We start from the raw sequence: 18374 nt of genomic DNA, 5'->3' as shown, positions 1-18374 counted from the left end.
TTTCAATTCGTCGGCAAGATTGCCGCGAAGCCCCGCCGTACGGGGCGGCACGGCGATTGAAAAAAATTCGCATTCCGGGCGAAGCGGCATATCGGGCTGCGGTACGCGGTGAAGGTCCGGTAAATATCGCGTCGCCAGGGCCATCAGGTAAATAGTGCCGTTGCAGGCCTTGTGCTGATGCAAATGCACTAATCGACGCTTGTTCGACGAGCACGGTTCGTGCCCGGGGTGGCGAACGTGCCGCTGTCGCCAAGCGCGACGTCGATCACGACGGGATCGTGATCCGATGACCGGTACGCGTCGGGTGCGTAATAAGTCGCCCGTTGAGCAGACGTTTTGTAATCGGGCACGGGTTGCAGGGCGACCGGTTCGTCGGCGTTGATGTGCCAGACGTGCACGGCCTTCACGCGCGCGGCGAGCGGCGGCGTGGCGAGCGCGTGGTCGAGGCTGCCCGCTTCGCCGCGAAATACGTAGCTGTACGCAGCATCGCCGACGAAGCGGGCGACCAGGTTCGCGTAGCCGCGCGATTCGAGCGCGCGCACCGGATCTTCCTTCGCGTAGCTGTTCAGGTCGCCGATCAGCAGGACGCCATCGGCCGCGGTGCCGGCAGGCGACGTGCCGAGCCAGTCGGCGACGCGTGTGGCGGCCCGCGTGCGCGCCGCATTCCAGCAGCCCTGACCGTCCGACTGGTCGCGATCGGCGCCGGTCGCGTTCGGGCAGTTCTTCGATTTCAGGTGATTGACCGCGACCGTGAAGGCGCGCGTGCCGCCGATGCGCCGGAATGTCTGCGCGAGCGGCGGGCGGTGCCGGCCGCCGAGTGCGACGGTCGCGGCGCGCCCGATCGGCTCGACCGTGCGGCTGTCGTACAGCAGCGCGACGGCGATCGCATCGCGGCCGAGCCGCGCGGTGCCGGGATCGATCGCGCGCCAGCCGTCGCCGAGTTGAGTGGCGAGACGCTGCACGGCGCTCGCGTCGCCGTAGCCGTTGTTCGCGATTTCCATCAGCCCGATCACGTCGGCACGCAGCGCGCGCAACGCCGCGACGATCTTCGCCTCCTGCCGCGCGAACGCGGCGGGCGTTTTCGCGCCGCGCTTGGCCGGGGCATCGAATCCGCCGCCATTCCCGTCGCCGTTGAAATAGTTGAATACGTTGAACGACACGATACGCACGTCGGCATCGGGATGCCGGGCCGGTGCGCCGGTACGCGGGTTCGCGGCGGCATCGAATAGCGGCGCCGCGCCGGCCACCGGTTGCAGCCGCCACGCGCCGTAGCGCAGTTCGAGCACGCCTTCGACGCCACGTACCGTGTAGCCGGCACGCAGCGTGTTGGCGGCACTCAGCGCGGGCGGCGGATAGCGCACGGTCGCGGGATCGCGGCGGTTCGAACCGTCGTCGAGCACGATGCGGTTGCGCGCGTTCGTGGTCGCGATCGCGGCGGCTTCGGCCGGCGGTGCAACGTGGGTCGGGATGCGCAGTCGGCCGTTGCTGAGGACGACGCTGCCGTAGCGGCCGAGTTCGTGGGTATCGCTGACCGTCAGCGTTTGCGGCAGGCGCACCCGCATGCCTTCAAGTGCGGCCAGCACGGATAGCGTGGCGACCGGCAGCGTGAGCGTGGCAGGCGTGACCTTTTGCCCGTGCGCGCAGACGTTCACGCCGCCCGACAGCGTGAATTGCGTCCGGCCGTATCGCTCGTCGACGCGGCCCGTGAGATGCACGAGATCGCCGGCCTTCGCACGCGCGTCCGGCGCGTACACGAACACGCCTTCCGGGACGCCCGGCCGGTGCCGGCGCTGCGCGTCGGCCTGCTGGACGAAGAAGCCGCCGAGGCCGTCGGCGCCGCCGAACGCCGCGGTGACGACCGCTTCGATCGAGGTCGTCTGCCCGGCCAGCGGCGACGGGCCGCCGGCGCCGCGAAGGTCGGCAATCGGCGTGGTTGCGCCGCCGCAGCCTGCGCTGACCGGCGGCGCGGCCGCGGCCGGCCGGGCGAAGACGGCGAAAAGGGCGGTGAAGGCGACGAACGGTGCAACGGCAAGCGGCACAAGCAGGCGTGACATGGGGCGGTCCACAGGAAGACAATCCGACGGTTCGGGAAAGCATCTTGACGGCAAAATGTCAGGAAGCGGCCGAATTGGCCGTCCGGCCAGTTGCCGATTGGCCGACGATGCAACGCGCACGGCGGCTGCTACGCTTTTGCCTCGGCCGGCGCATCCCGATCGCGCAGCGAACGCCGCCGCGCCCCGTTCCCACAGGAGAAGTCCATGTCTTACATGCTGTTGATTGTCGAGCCGACCGACCAGCGCGCCGAACGCACGCTCGACGAAGGTCAGGCGTTGTACGCACGGATGGTCGATTTCGCCGAGACGCTGAAGGCGCGCGGCGTGCTGCGCGGCGTCGAGTCGCTGGAGCGCTCCGAGCGCGGTACGCGCGTGCAGGTGCGCGACGGCGAGACGCGCCTGCTCGACGGCCCGTTCGCGGAGGCGAAGGAGATGGTCGGCGGCTTCTTCATCGTCGACGTCGACACGCGCGAGGAAGCGATCGAGATCGCGCGCCAGTGCCCGGCCGCGCAGTGGTGCACGGTCGAGGTGCGCGCGGTCGGCCCGTGCTTTCTGTGAAGGCTGAGACTAGGTATTTACCCTGATATGTCGCGGAATATGTCGATCCGGCTGTCTTCCGGCCGTCGTCCGGATAAGGCGCCGATGAACGGGCGCTGCTTTCCACCGACGACAAGGAGTGAACGATGCGATTCATGATCATGATCCGGGCGAACGCCGTCAGCGAGTCCGACGCATTGCCGGACAACCGGCTGGTCGAGGCCATGACCGTCTATCACGAGGAACTGGCCAAGGCCGGCGTGCTGCTCGACGCGAACGGGCTGCGCCCGAGCGCGAACGGCTGGCGCGTGCGCTACTCGGGCGGCAAGGGCACCGTGGTCGACGGCCCGTTCGCCGAAACGAAGGAACTGATTGCCGGCTATACGCTGATCCAGGTGCGTTCGCGCGACGAAGCACTCGAATGGACGCGCCGGTTTCCCGCGCCGTTCGGCGCCGAGATGGATTGCGAGATCGAGGTGCGGCCGCTGTTCGAGCTCGACGACCTCACGCCGAGCGACGCGGTCGAGCGGTTTCGCGAACTCCACGTCGGCCGCACCAGCGCCTGATTGATTGCCCACCTGAATCCAACCTCACTGGGAGCACCCGACATGCACAAGATGGTCTTCATCAACCTGCCCGTGGCCGACCTGCCGCGCTCGAAGGCGTTCTACCAGGCGCTCGGCTTCGAAGTCGTGCCGGCCTATACCAACGACCAGGCCGCCTGCATCAAGATCAGCGACACGATCTTCGCGATGCTGCTCGTACGGCCGTTTTTCCAGACGTTCACCGGCAAAACCATCATCGATCCGGCAACGCAGGTGCAGGTCCTGTCGTGCCTGTCGTGCGAAAGCCGCGCCGAGGTCGACGGCATCGTCGCCAAGGCGCTGGCGGCTGGCGGCTCCGCGCCGCAAGCGCCGCGCGAGTACCCGAACATGTACGGCCACGGGTTCGACGATCCGGACGGCCATGCATGGGAACTGATGGCCATGCCGCTGGACGCGTCCGCCGAGGGGCAGGCGTCGTGACGCGTGAGGCGACTCACCGTGCGATCGAAGCGGTCTGGCGGATCGAGGCGCCCAAGATCATCGCGCGCGCCGCGCGCGTGGTACGCGACGTCGGCGTGGCCGAGGAACTGGCGCAGGACACGCTCGTCGCGGCGCTCGAGCACTGGCCCGTCGACGGCGTGCCCGACAACCCGGCCGCATGGCTGATGACGGCCGTGAAGCGTCGCGCACTCGATCGTGTCCGGCAGGAGTCGCTCCACGCGGCGAAGCGCGACCAGCTCGGCCACGAGATGGACGCGCTCGAAGCGCATGTCGTCCCCGACATCGCGGAGGCGCTTGCCGACGCGAGCGAGGACGACATCGGCGACGATCTTCTGCGGCTGATCTTCACGTCGTGCCACCCGGTGCTGTCGACCGATGCGCGCGTCGCGCTGACGCTGCGGCTGCTCGGCGGGCTGACGACGGACGAGATCGCGCGCGCGTTCCTGACGCCCGAGCCGACGATCGCGCAGCGGATCGTGCGCGCGAAGCGCACGCTCGCGGCGGCGCACGTGCCGTTCGAGGTGCCGGCTGCCGATGCGCGGCCGGCGCGGCTCGCGTCGGTGCTCGAAGTGATTTATCTCGTGTTCAACGAAGGCCATGCGGCGACCTCGGGCGACGACTGGACGCGCCCGGCGCTGTGCGACGAGGCGTTGCGGCTCGGCCGCGTGCTGGCCGGGCTGGCGCCGGACGAGAGCGAGGTGCTCGGGCTCGTCGCGCTGATGGAGCTGCAGGCGTCACGCATGCATGCGCGCACCGACGCGCAGGGCCGGCCCGTGCTGCTGCTCGACCAGGATCGCAGCCGCTGGGATCCGCTGCTGATCCGGCGCGGCCTTGCTGCGCTCGAACGCGCGACGAAGCTCGGCGGCGTCCGCGGGCGGTATGCGTTGCAGGCCGCGCTGGCAGCCTGCCATGCGCGCGCGCGGCAGGCGTCGGATACGGACTGGGCGCAAATCGTCGCGCTGTATGACGCGCTTGCCGAAGTCGCGCCGTCGCCCGTCGTCGAGCTGAATCGCGCGGTGGCCGTCGGGATGGCGTTCGGGCCTGCCGCGGCGCTCGAACTCGTCGACGCGCTGCGCGACGATCCCGCGCTCGCGCGCTATCACTGGCTGCCGAGCGTGCGCGGCGACCTGCTGGCGAAGCTGGGCCGCGCCGACGAGGCGAAGGCCGAATTCCGCCGCGCGGCGGAACTGACGCGCAACGAGCGCGAACGCGAATTGCTGCTCAGGCGTGCGACGGACGCGTGACCTACGCGGCACGCGTGAACGCAGCGCACCGAGCACCGAGCGCTGAGCACCGCGCACCGAGCACCGCGCACCGAGCACCGCGCACCGAGCACCGAGCACCGAGCACCGAGCACCGAGCACCGAGCACCGCGCACCGCGCACCGCGCACCGCGCACCGCGCACCGCGCACCGCGCACCGCGCACCGCGCACCGAGCACCAAGCCCCAAGCCCCAAGCCCCAAGCCCCAAGCCCCAAGCCCCGCGCCCGCCACCGCGCCCAGCGCCCCACCTCCCGCCAAGCACTATCGCCCGGATTGAAAAAGCCTATTGGGGGATGCGAACGCGAGCGCCTAGATTGAAGAGCACGATGCGCGCGCCCCGGCGCACGCATCGTTCCCCACATACCTGATCGGCCCGGCTTCGCACGCGGCCGCGCCGACTCGAACGGAGGCGCAAATGGCTCAACTCAAGGGCAGCAAAACCGAAGAGAACCTGAAGGCCGCATTCGCGGGCGAATCGCAGGCGAACCGGCGTTATCTGTATTTCGCTTCGAAGGCTGACGTCGAAGGCCAGAACGACGTCGCCGCGCTGTTCCGCTCGACCGCCGAAGGCGAAACCGGCCATGCGCATGGCCATCTCGAATACCTGGAAGCCGTCGGCGATCCGGCAACGGGCTTGCCGTTCGGTTCATCGCGGCAGAATCTCGAATCGGCGATCGCCGGCGAAACGCACGAATACACCGACATGTATCCGGGCATGGCGAAGGCGGCGCGCGACGAGGGCTTCGACGAAATCGCGAACTGGTTCGAGACGCTCGCGAAGGCTGAACGCAGCCACGCAAACCGCTATACGAAGGCGCTGGACAGTCTCGTCGACTGACGGGCCGCCGCGGGCCGCACGGCAGGCCGTGCGACCGGCAAGCGGCCGGCTGTTCGTTCATCGCTGCCCGCATCGCGCGGGCGGCGCTGGCGCGCATGCGCGCCACGCTCGATGGAGCGCCCCATGCCCCACAAGGAAGGCAGTCTCGAAGCCCCGACCCGGCATCCGCTCGACTGGCAGTCCGATGCGTTCTACGACCAAGCCGCGATCGATGCGGAAATGACGCGCGTGTTCGACATCTGCGCCGGGTGCCGGCGCTGCGTGTCGTTGTGCGGCGCGTTTCCGACGCTGTTCGATCTGGTCGACGACACGCCGATGGGCGATATCGAGGAGGTGCCGAAGGAAGCGTTCGGCAAGGTCGTCGACCAGTGCTACCTGTGCGACCTCTGCTACATGACGAAATGCCCGTACGTGCCGCCGCATGCATGGAACGTCGACTTCCCGCACCTGATGCTGCGCGGCAAGGCCGCGCGCTACAAGCGCGGCGAGGCGACGCTGCGCGACAAGGTGCTGTCGAACACCGACGCGCTCGGTCACTTCGCCGGCATCCCGATCGTCACGCAGGCGGTGAACGCGGTGAACCGCACGCCGCCCGCGCGCCATGCGCTCGAGGCGACGCTCGGCGTCGACCGCAACGCATGGCTGCCGGAATTCGCGCCGCGCAAGTTCCGGCGCACGGCGAAGCCCTCGGACGGCTTGCCGGTGCGCGACGGCGAACGCACGCCCGGCAAGGTCGCGATCTACGCAACCTGCTACGTGAATTTCAACGAACCCGGCATCGGCCACGACCTGCTCGCGATCCTCGCGCACAACGACATCCCGTACGAGCTCGTCACGCGCGAAGCCTGCTGCGGGATGCCGCTGCTCGAGCAGGGCAATCTCGCCGGCGTGGCCGCGAAGAAGGACGTGAACCTGCCCGTGCTCGAACGCTATGCGCGCGAAGGCTATGCGCTGATCGGCGCGATCCCGAGCTGCGTGCTGATGTACAAGAGCGAGCTGCCGCTGATGTTCCCCGGCGACGAAGCGGTGCGTGCGGTGGCCGAAGCATTCTGGGATCCGTTCGAATACGTGATCGCGCGGCATCGCGACGGACTGCTGAAGACCGATTTCAAGACGGGCCTCGGCACCGTGTCGTATCACGTGCCGTGCCATGCGCGCGTGCAGAACATTGGCCGCAAGACGGCCGACGCGCTGTCGCTCGTGCCCGATACGCGCGTGAATGTCGTCGAGCGCTGTTCGGGCCATGCGGGCACGTTCGGCGTGAAGAAGGAATTTCATGCGGACGCGATGCGGATCGGCGGCCCCGTATTCAAGGCGATGGCCGAGCCGCAGCCGGATTTCGTGTCGTCGGACTGCGCGCTGGCCGGCCATCACATCGTGCAGGGCATCGAGGACAAGGGGCTGCCGTCCGCGCCGCTCGCGCATCCGCTCACGCTGCTGCGCCGCGCATACGGCATCTGAGCCACGGCCAGCCGACCCACGAGGACCTCCCATGACGTTGACCCGCGACTCCCTGCTGACGCTCGAAGCGTACGCGAAGATCCGCAAGGCCGAACACGCGCGGCTCGTCGCGTACAAGCGCCGCCGCGCGGTGGCGCTCGGCAATCACCTGCGCTTCCTGTTCGAGGACGAGACGACGATTCGCTATCAGATCCAGGAGATGCTGCACATCGAGAAGATCTTCGACCAGGCCGGCATCGAGGGCGAGCTGGAGGCGTATCTGCCGCTCGTGCCCGACGGCACGAACCTGAAGGCGACGATGCAGATCGAGTACGAGCACGAGATCGAACGGCGCGCGGCGCTCGCGCGGCTGATCGGTGTCGAGGATCGCGTGTACCTGCAGGTCGACGGGCATGCGAACGTCTACGCGATCGCCGACGAGGATCTCGACCGCGACAACGCCGAGAAGACATCGGCCGTGCACTTCGTGCGCTTTGAGCTCGGTGCGCCGATGCGGGCGGCGCTCAAGGGCGGGGCGGCGCTGTCGATCGGCTGCGATCACCCGGCCTACACGATGCCGGCGCAGCGCGTGGACGCGGACGTGACCGCCTCGCTGGCCGGCGATCTGCGCTGACGCGTCCGCTGTACGTTCGGCACCACCTGCCCACCGGTTTCTTTTTTCGTTCCGACCCGAAACGGGATTTCCGCTTCCGATACGGCGCGATCGCTCGCCTGCCGCCGCGAAGATGTAACAGACGTCACGAGTTTGCGCGTGGCGAAAGATGTGCATCGCGCGTCACCGGGCTTTCATCACTCGCAGAGAAACAATAAAAAGATTGTGCACGGAGATAATTAAAATCGGCGGAATTTGAATGATTTACCGATTCGTGAATATCTTGTTACGCTTTTTTCCCTGATTTACCGATGTCCGGAAGCAATGCGCGGGATTGTTGCCGGCAAGGGTCGGAGCGGCCCGAAAATGCCCATAAAAAGGTATTCTTCATACGCTGCGAAGCCCCGCCAGACGGGCCTTTGCAGCGACGGGCATAAAGATCTCGCAAAAAAATTCAAGCGTAAATACATTACGCACCCATGGCAGGTTGTTTCAGTGCGTAACATTAAGTCATTGTCATATTGAGATAAACCCTGAGGATGGTATGCTTCGTGCACAAAAATTCCCACATTGGAGTGAGACCGTGATTTGTGCGTCATTGCCGGGAATGGCGGCACCGTGAAAGTGCGGTGCTGCACCGGCATGCACAACACCGGATAACCATAATGTGCAACCTGGCCGCCCCGCGACGCGATGTGTCGCGACGGCGCCGCCAATCGCAGCCCCGGCCTGGCTGCGTGGAGAGATCTACTATGTTCTTCGATGAGCTTAACGATGAAGAGTGGTTTCGTCTTTCAACGCTGATCGCCGATGAACCCATCCGGCTGAACCGTCGTGGGCGTCCACGAGCCGAACCGCGCGTCGTTGCCAACGCGGTGCTCTGGATCCTGACGACCGGTGAAGCCTGGTCGAAGCTGCCCGGTCGTTATCCGTCCGGGCCGACGTGCCGTCGCCGTTACGAGGAGTGGCTGGCGTCCGGCACGCTGCTGCAGATGATCGACGTGCTGACCCAGTTCAGCGGGCGCACGTTCGCGTATATTCCGCCGCCGCCGGTGCCGGTCGTGCCCGCGCGCCGTGCCGAGCCCGTGCCCGACAACGATCGCTTGCGCGGCGTGTTCTGGCAAAACCCCGAATCGTGGCAATTGCCGGTCGCTCAGGCAAACGTTTGGGAGGGCGAGGGCGCGTCGCTGAGTGCGATGCCGGTCGACGAAGCGGTCGATTCGTCGGCCGTGTCGTTCGAGGTGCCCGGTGCGCCGTCGACAGAGCTGCGCCATGCGCATGCGTCGTCGGCGAGCTTCGCCGCGGCCGAACCGCAAGTCGACGAATATCGCGGCTATACGATCTGCGGCATCGCGCAGCCCGTGCAGAACCTGATGTATCGCGCGTGGGCCGAGATTTCGCAGGAGGACCGGCGCGTCGAGCGCTCGGGCCTGATCGGCCCGCGCTTCACCGATGCCGAGGAAGCCGAGCAGTTCGCGCTCGACTGGGCGCGCCAGTGGATCGATCGCCATGGCGCGAGCGACGAGCCGGCGCGCGAGCCGCAAGGCGAGGTGCTGGCCGGCCTGTCCGCGCTCGCGCGTGCCGAGTCGGACATCCAGCGCTTCATCGCCGAGCGTCATGCGAGCGCGCTGTCCGAAAGCCGCAACGATCCGGTGCAGCCGGAGCGCCGCGAGTACGTCTACCGCGTCGGCTGATCGCCGGCCCGCTGAAACGCGCGGGCCGTCGTGTGCCACGACGCCCGCGCGGAAGTTCCGTCTTTCCATGCTTGCCTTGCCTGGGGCGCCGCCGTCGAAGCGGCGCCCCATGTGCACGTGCGTTACTGCCGGCCGTAGGTATCGTCGAAGCGGACGATGTCGTCCTCGCCGAGATACGCGCCCGACTGCACTTCGATCAGCTCGAGCGGCATCATGCCCGGGTTCTCCAGGCGGTGCGACACGCCGAGCGGGATGTACGTCGATTCGTTTTCGGACAGCAGGAACGTTTCGTCGCCGCGCGTGATGCGCGCGGTGCCGCGCACGACGATCCAGTGTTCGGCGCGATGGTGGTGCATCTGCAGCGACAGGCGCGCACCCGGTTTCACGACGATGCGTTTCACCTGGAAGCGTTCGCCCATGTCGATCGAATCGTAGTGGCCCCACGGGCGATGCACCTTGCGGTGATCGGTCGCTTCCGCGCCGCGTTGCGCCTTGATGTGCCCGACGATTTTCTTCACGTCCTGCACGCGCGACTTGTCCGCGACGAGCACGGCGTCGGGCGTTTCGACGACGACGAGGTTCTGCGTGCCGAGGCACGCGACGAGCCGGCTTTCCGAATGCGCGAACGTCGATTCCGCGCCTTCGAACAGCACGTGGCCGCGGCCGACGTTGTCCGCGTCGTCCTTCGGCGAGATCTGCCAGATCGCGTCCCACGAGCCGACGTCCGACCAGCCCGCGTCGAGCGGCACGACGACGCTCTCGCACAGTTGCGGCAGGCTCGCGATCGGCTCCATCACCGCGTAGTCGATCGAGTTCGACGGCGACGCGGCGAATGCATCGCGATCGACGCGGAAGAAATCGCCATCGGCCTTGCCCTGGGCGACGGCCTGTTCGCAGGCCGCGTAGATCGCCGGTTCGAGCTGGCGGATCGCCTTCAGCCAGACCGAGGCGCGCACGATGAAGATGCCGCTGTTCCACCAGTATTCGCCCGATGCAACGTACTGCTGAGCGAGTTCGAGATGCGGCTTCTCGACGAAGCGGTCGAGGCGGCGCACGTCGAGTTTGCCGGTGGCGGCGTCGCCGAGCGGCGCGCCGACGCGGATGTAGCCGTAGCCGGTTTCCGCGTGCGTGGGCACGATGCCCATCGTCGCGATCTTGCCTTGCATCGCGCAGTGCACGCCGGCCGCAACGGCCGCGTGGAAGCGCGGCAGGTCGGCGACCGCATGGTCGGCCGGCATCACGGTCATCACCGCATCGTTGCCGCCGGCGACCAGCCGCAACGCGGCGAGCGTCAGCGCGGGCGCGGTGTCGCGGCCGATCGGCTCGAGCATGATCGACGCCGGTTTGCCGGTCAGGCGCAGCTGCTCGGCAGTGGTGAAGCGGTGATCCTCGCCGCATACGATCAGCACGTCGTCGTTCAGCGGATGGTCGGCCGTCAGGCCGTCGAGGCGCAGCGCGGTCGACTGCAGCAGCGAATGTTCGCCGAGCAGGCCGATCAGCTGTTTCGGAAAACGTTCGCGCGACATCGGCCACAGGCGCGTGCCGGACCCACCGGCGAGAATCACCGGTTGCACGGCGACGCGCGTGCCGGCGGCGGGGGCGGTGGAAGAAGAATGGCGCGTTTCGGCAGCCACGGCCGGAGCATTCATGAGGACACTCTCCACGGTTGAAGTCAGTGCCTGTCGTTGTAGCATGAAGTAAATCGACAATAAAACCGGACCCATTGCCTGATATTCGCCAGGCATTCATCAGGAAGAATTTTCCGCGCTAGCATCCGATGCAAATAAAAAATTAAAAAATAAATCCGTGAATCGGCTGGTCTTGACCGCCCGCAAAGGGTGAGCGGAAATCGTAAAGCTTCCGAAAAATTCCCGATTTCCGAGCATTTCGGGAAAACGTGCCGAATTAATTCAAAAACTTCGCGGCAAGAATTTCCGATTATTTTTCGAAATACTTGTGCGCTTGAGGAGGAATTTTCTTGTCGCTTCAATAGCGTCATGCAACGTTTGAATCGAATGTGCGGCACGGGTCGCACAAGGAGCTGTTCGGCAAACGCCTGTTCAAAGAGGAAGCAGACATGTTGAGCGTGCTGGCGAGAGTCATCGATATCGCGATGGTCGTGATGGGGGCGCTGATCGCCGCCACGCTGCACGGTGGCAGCATCTGGCTCAACGACCTGCAGCGCACGATGATGCTGTTCGATTGCCTGCTCGTCGTCGTGTGCTTTCCCGCGTTCGGCATTTACCAGTCGTGGCGCGGCAAGCGTCTCGTCGGGCTGGTGGGGCGGGTCGCGTTCGCATGGCTGGTGGTCGAGCTCGCGGGGATCCTGCTGAGCTTCAGCTTTCATCAGTCGGGCGACCTGTCGCGGCTGTGGCTGGGTTACTGGGCGCTCGTGACGATGGCGCTGCTGGTCGGTTCGAAGGCCTGCGTGCACGTCGTGCTGCGGCAACTGCGCCGCGGCGGCTACAACCTGAAGGCGGTCGCGATCGTCGGCGGGACGCCGGCGGCGCGGCGGCTGATCGCCCAGATGCGGGCGCGGCCGGAAGCCGGTTTCAATCCGGTGTGCGTGTACGACGAAAGCGAAGCGCCGGGCGAAGTCGCGCTCGACGACGTGCGCATCGAGCGGCAGTTCGAATCGCTGGTGTGGCTGGTGCGCAGCCGCGCGATCAGCGAGCTGTGGCTCACGCTGCCGATCACCGAAGAGCGCCGGATTCACCAGATCGTGACGGTGTTCCGCCACGACTTCGTGAACATCCGCTTCATCCCGGACGTGCGCACGCTGTCGTTCTTCAACCAGGAAGTGGTCGAGGTGCTCGGCGTGCCGGCGATCAACCTCGCGGCGTCGCCGATCACCGACGTGCGGATCCTGCCGAAGTTCGTGTTCGACCGGGCGTTCGCGCTGGTGGCGCTCACGGGCCTCGCACCGGTGATGTTGCTGATCGCGTGCCTGATCAAGCTGACGTCGCGCGGGCCGGTGTTCTTCCGCCAGAAGCGCAAGGGCATCGACGGGCATGAGTTCGAGATCTACAAGTTCCGCTCGATGAAGGTGCACCAGGAAGTGGCGGGGCAGGTCACGCAGGCGAAGAAGAACGATTCGCGCGTGACGCCGGTCGGCCGGTTCCTGCGCCGCACGAGCCTCGACGAGCTGCCGCAGTTCATCAACGTGCTGAAGGGCGAGATGTCGGTCGTCGGCCCGCGCCCGCATGCGCTCGCGCACGACGACATCTACAAGGATCTGGTCAAGGGCTACATGTTCCGCTACCGGATCAAGCCGGGCATCACCGGGTGGGCGCAGATCAACGGCTTCCGCGGCGAGACCGACCAGATCGAGAAGATGATGGGACGCGTGAAGCTCGATCTGTACTACATGCAGAACTGGTCGTTCTGGCTCGACATCAAGATCGTCGTGCTGACGCTCTGGAAAGGTTTCACCGGCAGCAACGCGTACTAAGTACCGAGCACCGAGATCGCGCCACGCAGGCATTCCGGTTTTACGAATTTCGAATCATTGGTCAAGAGGCCCGACACATCATGAATCTGACTATCATCGGCAGCGGTTACGTAGGTCTTGTCACCGGCGCGTGTCTCGCCGACATCGGGCACGACGTGTTCTGTCTCGACGTCGACCAGGCAAAGATCGACATCCTGAACAACGGCGGCGTGCCGATCCACGAGCCGGGCCTGAAGGAAGTGATCGCGCGCAACCGCTCGGCCGGCCGCCTGCGCTTCTCGACCGATATCGAGGCCGCGGTCGCGCACGGCGACGTGCAGTTCATCGCAGTCGGCACGCCGCCCGACGAGGACGGTTCGGCCGACCTGCAATACGTGCTCGCGGCCGCACGCAACATCGGCCGCTACATGACCGGCTTCAAGGTGATCGTCGACAAGTCGACGGTGCCGGTCGGCACGGCCGAGCGCGTGCGCGCGGCGGTGGCGGAAGAACTCGCGAAGCGCGGCGGCGACCAGATGTTCTCGGTCGTGTCGAATCCGGAATTCCTGAAGGAAGGCGCGGCGGTCGACGATTTCACGCGGCCGGACCGCATCGTGATCGGCTGCGACGACGACGTGCCGGGCGAGCGCGCCCGCGAGCTGATGAAGAAGCTGTACGCGCCGTTCAACCGCAACCACGAACGCACGCTGTACATGGACGTGCGCTCGGCCGAGTTCACGAAATACGCGGCGAACGCGATGCTCGCGACCCGCATCTCGTTCATGAACGAGCTGGCCAACCTCGCCGACCGCTTCGGCGCGGACATCGAGGCCGTGCGCCGCGGGATCGGCTCCGATCCGCGCATCGGCTATCACTTCCTGTATGCCGGCTGCGGCTACGGCGGCTCGTGCTTCCCGAAGGACGTCGAGGCGCTGATCCGCACGGCCGACGAGCACGGGCAGGCCCTGCAGATCCTGAAGGCGGTGTCGTCGGTCAACGCCACGCAAAAGCGCGTGCTCGCCGAGAAGATCGTCGCGCGTTTCGGCGAGGACCTGACCGGCCGCACCTTCGCCATCTGGGGCCTCGCGTTCAAGCCGAACACCGACGACATGCGCGAAGCGCCGAGCCGCGAGCTGATCGCCGAGCTGCTGTCGCGCGGGGCGCGCATCGCCGCGTACGACCCGGTCGCGCAGCAGGAAGCGCGCCGCGTGATCGCGCTCGATCTCGCCGATCACCCGAGCTGGCTCGAGCGCCTGAGCTTCGTCGACGACGAGGCGCAGGCCGCACGCGATGCCGACGCGCTCGTGATCGTCACCGAATGGAAGATCTTCAAGAGCCCCGACTTCGTCGCGCTCGGCCGCTTGTGGAAATCGCCGGTGATCTTCGACGGCCGCAACCTGTACGAGCCGGAGACGATGAGCGAGCAGGGCATCGAATACCACCCGATCGGCCGGCCGGGCTCGCGCCAGGCCGTCGCCGCCCGCGTGCCGGGCACCGCGCCCGCGAGCGCGTAACCCGTTTCCCGTCACTCGTAACGAGACGCCATGTTCCGGAACATCCTGATCGTCTGCCACGCGAATGTCTGCCGCAGCCCGGCAGCGGAAATGCTGTTCAAGTCGCACGCCGCGTCGCGCGGCGGCCCGCGCCCGACGTTCCACTCGGCGGGCGTGCATGCGAACGACGGCGACGGCATCGATCCGGTGATGCGTCAGTTGCTCGCCGAGCGGGGCGTCGATGCGACGACCCATCGCTCGCGGCGGCTGTCGCGCCGGATCGTGCGCGACGCCGACCTGATTCTCGTCAGCGAGCGCGAACAGATCAAGGCCGTCGAATCGGTCGATCCGTTCGCGCGCGGCAAGGTCCACCTGCTTGGCAAGTGGGAAGGGGCCGAGATTGCCGATCCGCACGGCGGCCCCGAGGCCGATTACCGCGAGAGCTACTCACTGATCGAACGTCTGGTTCAAGGATGGCTACAGAAACTATGCTGAAACGCCCGATGCGCCCGGTGGCGCTTGCCGTCGCGCTGACGACTTTCCTGTCAGCCTGTGCAACCGCGCCCGGCAACTACCTCGACTCGTCGAACCTGAAGGACGAAGGCCGCCAGCAAGCGGCTGAAACCTATCCGGTTCATTACATCGACGCCAAAGTGGTGATGGACCAGCTGCAGAAAGCGCAGGTCGATCATCCGCTGCCGCCGGGACGTTATACCGATCCGTCGGAGTACGTGTACCGCGTCGGCCCGCAGGACATCCTCGGCGTGACCGTGTGGGACCACCCCGAGCTGACGACGCCGCAGGGCCAGTCGTTCTCGAGCGGCGGCAACACGACGCAGACGGTCGCGGGTGCGCTGCAGCAGCCGTATACGACCGCGCTGCCGGGCCAGGCCGATCCGTATGGCCAGACGGTCGCCGCCGACGGCACGATCTTCTTCCCGTTCGTCGGCCGCATCAAGGTGGCCGGCAAGACGGTCGCGCAGATCCGCGAGCAGATGGCGACCACGCTGTCGCGCTACGTGAAGAATCCGCAGCTCGACGTGCGCGTGCTGTCGTTCCGCAGCCAGAAGGTGCAGGTGACGGGCGAGGTGAAGCAGCCGGGCCCGCTCGCGGTGAGCGACGTGCCGCTGACGCTCGTCGACGCGATCTCGCGCTCGGGCGGCTCGACCAACGAGGCCGACCTGCAGCGCGTGCGCCTGACGCGCGACGGCAAGCTCTACACGCTCGACGCGAACGGCGTGCTCGATCGCGGCGAAGTGAAGCAGAACGTGATGCTGCAGCCGGGCGACATCGTCAACGTGCCGGACCGCAGCGACAGCCGCGTGTTCATCATGGGCGAGGTCAAGACGCCGGTCACGGTGCCGATGCTCAAGGGCCGCCTGACCATCGCCGACGCGCTGACCGCGGGCGGCGGCATCCTCGATACCGACGCGAACCCGCGCAAGATCTACGTGATGCGCGGGATGCGCGACAACCCGACGAAGCCTGAAGTGTTCCGTCTCGACATGACGCAGCCCGATGCGCTGATGCTGTCGAGCCGCTTCCCGCTTCAGCCGCTCGACGTGGTCTACGTCAGCACGGCCAGCTCGGTGCAGTTCAACCGTGTGCTGCAGCAGGTGCTGCCGACGATCCAGACGATCTTCTTCATGCGGCAAATCACGCGCTGATAGCCCGCCGGGGCGGCGCCTCCGCCCCGGCACCACTCAAGCGGGAACGAATGGTGAACACGCAAGCGAAACACTCCTACGCGGATCTGTCCGCGAAAACCGAGGAAGAGGACGTCGTCCTCGGCCAGCTGCTCCAGGTGATCATGGACGACATCTGGCTGCTGCTCGGCATCGCGGTGACGGTCGTGGCGCTCGCCGGCCTCTACTGCTACATCGCGAAGCCGGTCTACCAGGCCGACGTGCACGTGCGGGTCGAGGGCAACGACAACACGTCGCAGGCGCTCACGCAGACGCAGACGGGCGCGATGATCAACAGCGGCCCGCAGCAGGCGCCGACCGACGCGGAAATCGAGATCATCAAGAGCCGCGGCGTCGTCGCGCCGGTGGTCGAGCAGTTCAAGCTGAATTTCTCGGTCGTGCCGAAGACGCTGCCGGTGATCGGCAGCCTTGCCGCGCGCATCGCGACGCCGGGCGAACCGGCGCGGCCGTGGCTCGGCCTGAAGTCGTACGCCTGGGGCGGCGAAGTCGCCGACGTCGATTCGATCAACGTCGTGCCGGCACTTGAAGGCAAGAAGCTGACGCTGACGGCCGGCCCGAACGGCACCTATTCGATCGTCGACCAGAACGGCATGCGGCTGCTGTCGGGCCATGTCGGTGAATCGGCGCAGGGCGGCGGCGTGACGCTGCTCGTGTCGAAGCTCGTCGCGCGCCCCGGCACGCAGTTCACGGTGGTCCGCTACAACGATCTCGACGCGATCAGCGGCTTCCAGACCGGCATCCAGGTGACCGAGCAGGGCAAGCAGACGGGCGTCGTGCAGATCTCGCTCGAAGGCAAGGATCCGGACCAGACCGCCGCGATCGCGAATGCGCTCGCGCAGTCGTACCTGAACCAGCACGTGGTCGCGAAGCAGGCGGAAGCGACCAAGATGCTCGACTTCCTGAAGGGCGAGGAGCCGCGCCTGAAGGCCGACCTTGAACGCGCGGAAGCCGCGCTGACGCAGTACCAGCGCACGTCGGGCTCGATCAACGCGAGCGACGAGGCGAAGGTCTACCTCGAGGGCAGCGTGCAGTACGAGCAGCAGATCGCCGCACAGCGCCTGCAGCTCGCGTCGCTCGCGCAGCGTTTCACCGATTCGCACCCGATGGTGATCGCCGCGAAGCAGCAGCTCGCGGAGCTGCAGGGCGAGAAGGACAAGTTCAGCAACCGCTTCCGCAGCCTGCCGGCCACCGAAGTGAAGGCCGTCCAGCTGCAGCGTGACGCGAAGGTTGCCGAGGACATCTACGTGCTGCTGCTGAACCGCGTGCAGGAGCTGTCGGTGCAGAAGGCCGGCACGGGCGGCAACATCCACCTGATCGATTCGGCGCTGCGTCCGGGCGATCCGGTCAAGCCGAAGAAGGTGCTGATCCTGTCGGCTGCCGTGTTCCTCGGGATGATCCTCGGCACGGGCGTCGTGTTCCTGCGCCGCAACATGTTCCAGGGCATCGAGGATCCCGACCGCATCGAGCGCGCGTTCAACCTGCCGCTGTACGGGCTGGTGCCGCAAAGCGCCGAGCAGGTGAAGCTCGACGCGCAGGCCGAAAAGGGCGGCAGCCGTGCGCGGCCGATCCTCGCGAGCCTGCGTCCGAAGGATCTCAGCGTCGAGAGCCTGCGCAGCCTGCGCACCGCGATGCAGTTCGCGATGATGGATGCGAAGAATCGCGTGATCGTGCTGACGGGCCCGACGCCCGGCATCGGCAAGAGCTTCCTGACGGTCAACCTCGCGGTGCTGCTCGCGCATTCGGGCAAGCGCGTGCTGCTGATCGACGCCGACATGCGCCGCGGCCTGCTCGACCGCTACTTTGGCCTCACGTCGCAGCCGGGCCTGTCCGAGCTGCTGAGCGACCAGTCGGCGCTCGAGGACGCCGTGCGCGAGACGCCGGTGCAGGGCCTGTCGTTCATCTCGGCCGGCACGCGCCCGCCGAACCCGTCGGAGCTGCTGATGTCGACGCGCCTGCCGCAATACCTCGAAGGGCTCGGCAAGCGCTACGACGTCGTGCTGATCGATTCGCCGCCGGTGCTGGCGGTGACCGACGCGACGATCATCGGCCGCATGGCCGGCTCGACGTTCCTCGTGCTGCGCTCGGGCATGCATACCGAAGGCGAGATCGCCGACGCGATCAAGCGCCTGCGCACCGCGGGCGTCGATCTGGAAGGCGGGATCTTCAACGGCGTGCCGCCGAAGGCGCGCGGCTACGGCCGCGGCTATGCGGCCGTGCACGAATACCTGAGCGCCTGATCCGCATCGCACGTAACCGGCC

15 protein-coding genes are annotated in these 18374 nt (G+C 66.8%); 13 read left to right on the top strand and 2 right to left on the bottom strand.

The features are described 5' to 3' along the window. Window positions 1-188: 188 nt before the first annotated feature. The gene (locus BCEP18194_RS34160) at window positions 189-2054 is read right to left on the bottom strand and encodes an ExeM/NucH family extracellular endonuclease (RefSeq protein ID WP_011355879.1); all 1866 of its coding nucleotides are present in this window, start codon (window positions 2052-2054) and stop codon (window positions 189-191) included. A 204-nt stretch (window positions 2055-2258) separates the two neighbouring features. Between BCEP18194_RS34160 and BCEP18194_RS34155 the strand changes: the two genes are divergently transcribed. The 8 genes from BCEP18194_RS34155 to BCEP18194_RS34120 all read left to right on the top strand — a co-directional run bounded on the left by BCEP18194_RS34155 (window position 2259) and on the right by BCEP18194_RS34120 (window position 9486). Beyond that, window positions 2259-2612, top strand: a complete 354-nt coding sequence (locus BCEP18194_RS34155) for a YciI family protein (protein ID WP_011355878.1) — start codon at window positions 2259-2261, stop codon at window positions 2610-2612. Window positions 2613-2737: 125 nt separating this feature from the next. Further along, window positions 2738-3157 (top strand): YciI family protein, encoded by a 420-nt coding sequence (locus BCEP18194_RS34150; protein WP_011355877.1) that lies wholly within the window; start codon window positions 2738-2740, stop codon window positions 3155-3157. A 42-nt stretch (window positions 3158-3199) separates the two neighbouring features. Beyond that, window positions 3200-3616: a VOC family protein gene (locus BCEP18194_RS34145; protein ID WP_011355876.1), complete on the top strand. Its 417-nt coding sequence runs from the start codon at window positions 3200-3202 to the stop codon at window positions 3614-3616. Beyond that, window positions 3613-4881 (top strand): RNA polymerase sigma factor, encoded by a 1269-nt coding sequence (locus BCEP18194_RS34140; protein ID WP_011355875.1) that lies wholly within the window; start codon window positions 3613-3615, stop codon window positions 4879-4881. The genes BCEP18194_RS34145 and BCEP18194_RS34140 overlap by 4 nt, the downstream gene beginning before the upstream one ends. A 435-nt stretch (window positions 4882-5316) precedes the next feature. Then, entirely contained in the window at window positions 5317-5739 is a 423-nt protein-coding gene (locus tag BCEP18194_RS34135; RefSeq protein WP_011355874.1) for a rubrerythrin family protein, read from the top strand. Between the two features lie 123 nt (window positions 5740-5862). Then, window positions 5863-7200, top strand: a complete 1338-nt coding sequence (locus tag BCEP18194_RS34130) for a heterodisulfide reductase-related iron-sulfur binding cluster (RefSeq protein WP_011355873.1) — start codon at window positions 5863-5865, stop codon at window positions 7198-7200. A 31-nt stretch (window positions 7201-7231) separates the two neighbouring features. Next, window positions 7232-7813 carry a DUF3501 family protein gene (locus tag BCEP18194_RS34125; protein WP_011355872.1) on the top strand — a complete coding sequence of 194 codons (582 nt, stop codon included), beginning with the start codon at window positions 7232-7234 and terminating at the stop codon, window positions 7811-7813. A 731-nt stretch (window positions 7814-8544) separates the two neighbouring features. Further along, window positions 8545-9486 carry a transposase gene (locus BCEP18194_RS34120; RefSeq protein WP_011355871.1) on the top strand — a complete coding sequence of 314 codons (942 nt, stop codon included), beginning with the start codon at window positions 8545-8547 and terminating at the stop codon, window positions 9484-9486. Between the two features lie 122 nt (window positions 9487-9608). Here BCEP18194_RS34120 and BCEP18194_RS34115 read toward each other — a convergent pair whose 3' ends face one another. Next, a complete protein-coding gene (locus BCEP18194_RS34115) occupies window positions 9609-11135 on the bottom strand; it encodes a mannose-1-phosphate guanylyltransferase/mannose-6-phosphate isomerase (protein ID WP_011355870.1) in 1527 nt (508 codons plus the stop codon). Window positions 11136-11563: 428 nt separating this feature from the next. On the opposite strand from BCEP18194_RS34115, the gene BCEP18194_RS34110 reads away from it, so the two are divergent. The 5 genes from BCEP18194_RS34110 (at window position 11564) to BCEP18194_RS34090 (ending at window position 18352) form a co-directional block, all read left to right on the top strand. After that, the gene (locus BCEP18194_RS34110) at window positions 11564-12937 is read left to right on the top strand and encodes an undecaprenyl-phosphate glucose phosphotransferase (protein ID WP_011355869.1); all 1374 of its coding nucleotides are present in this window, start codon (window positions 11564-11566) and stop codon (window positions 12935-12937) included. 80 nt (window positions 12938-13017) lie between these two features. Beyond that, window positions 13018-14430 (top strand): UDP-glucose dehydrogenase family protein, encoded by a 1413-nt coding sequence (locus tag BCEP18194_RS34105; protein WP_011355868.1) that lies wholly within the window; start codon window positions 13018-13020, stop codon window positions 14428-14430. A 30-nt stretch (window positions 14431-14460) separates the two neighbouring features. Continuing rightward, complete coding sequence (locus BCEP18194_RS34100; RefSeq protein ID WP_011355867.1) at window positions 14461-14904, top strand: low molecular weight protein-tyrosine-phosphatase; 444 nt, start codon at window positions 14461-14463, stop codon at window positions 14902-14904. Continuing rightward, window positions 14898-16076, top strand: coding sequence for a polysaccharide biosynthesis/export family protein (locus tag BCEP18194_RS34095; RefSeq protein ID WP_011355866.1), 1179 nt, complete (start codon window positions 14898-14900; stop codon window positions 16074-16076). The genes BCEP18194_RS34100 and BCEP18194_RS34095 overlap by 7 nt, the downstream gene beginning before the upstream one ends. A 50-nt stretch (window positions 16077-16126) precedes the next feature. Then, entirely contained in the window at window positions 16127-18352 is a 2226-nt protein-coding gene (locus BCEP18194_RS34090; protein ID WP_011355865.1) for a polysaccharide biosynthesis tyrosine autokinase, read from the top strand. The last annotated feature ends 22 nt before the right edge of the window (window positions 18353-18374 follow it).

The organism is Burkholderia lata (assembly GCF_000012945.1).
GTDB classification, from domain to species: domain Bacteria; phylum Pseudomonadota; class Gammaproteobacteria; order Burkholderiales; family Burkholderiaceae; genus Burkholderia; species Burkholderia lata.
The sequence above is the reverse complement of the archived record's forward strand: the minus strand, read 5'-3'. Positions and strand labels throughout refer to the sequence as shown.

What these genes read in the sequence shown, in the direction of transcription:
- BCEP18194_RS34160 (WP_011355879.1), bottom strand. Translation starts at nt 2,054, where the DNA reads ATGTCACGCCTGCTTGTGCCGCTTGCCGTTGCACCGTTCGTCGCCTTC.
- BCEP18194_RS34155 (WP_011355878.1), top strand. Translation starts at nt 2,259, where the DNA reads ATGTCTTACATGCTGTTGATTGTCGAGCCGACCGACCAGCGCGCCGAA.
- BCEP18194_RS34150 (WP_011355877.1), top strand. Translation starts at nt 2,738, where the DNA reads ATGCGATTCATGATCATGATCCGGGCGAACGCCGTCAGCGAGTCCGAC.
- BCEP18194_RS34145 (WP_011355876.1), top strand. Translation starts at nt 3,200, where the DNA reads ATGCACAAGATGGTCTTCATCAACCTGCCCGTGGCCGACCTGCCGCGC.
- BCEP18194_RS34135 (WP_011355874.1), top strand. Translation starts at nt 5,317, where the DNA reads ATGGCTCAACTCAAGGGCAGCAAAACCGAAGAGAACCTGAAGGCCGCA.
- BCEP18194_RS34130 (WP_011355873.1), top strand. Translation starts at nt 5,863, where the DNA reads ATGCCCCACAAGGAAGGCAGTCTCGAAGCCCCGACCCGGCATCCGCTC.
- BCEP18194_RS34125 (WP_011355872.1), top strand. Translation starts at nt 7,232, where the DNA reads ATGACGTTGACCCGCGACTCCCTGCTGACGCTCGAAGCGTACGCGAAG.
- BCEP18194_RS34120 (WP_011355871.1), top strand. Translation starts at nt 8,545, where the DNA reads ATGTTCTTCGATGAGCTTAACGATGAAGAGTGGTTTCGTCTTTCAACG.
- BCEP18194_RS34115 (WP_011355870.1), bottom strand. Translation starts at nt 11,135, where the DNA reads ATGAATGCTCCGGCCGTGGCTGCCGAAACGCGCCATTCTTCTTCCACC.
- BCEP18194_RS34110 (WP_011355869.1), top strand. Translation starts at nt 11,564, where the DNA reads ATGTTGAGCGTGCTGGCGAGAGTCATCGATATCGCGATGGTCGTGATG.
- BCEP18194_RS34105 (WP_011355868.1), top strand. Translation starts at nt 13,018, where the DNA reads ATGAATCTGACTATCATCGGCAGCGGTTACGTAGGTCTTGTCACCGGC.
- BCEP18194_RS34100 (WP_011355867.1), top strand. Translation starts at nt 14,461, where the DNA reads ATGTTCCGGAACATCCTGATCGTCTGCCACGCGAATGTCTGCCGCAGC.
- BCEP18194_RS34095 (WP_011355866.1), top strand. Translation starts at nt 14,898, where the DNA reads ATGCTGAAACGCCCGATGCGCCCGGTGGCGCTTGCCGTCGCGCTGACG.
- BCEP18194_RS34090 (WP_011355865.1), top strand. Translation starts at nt 16,127, where the DNA reads ATGGTGAACACGCAAGCGAAACACTCCTACGCGGATCTGTCCGCGAAA.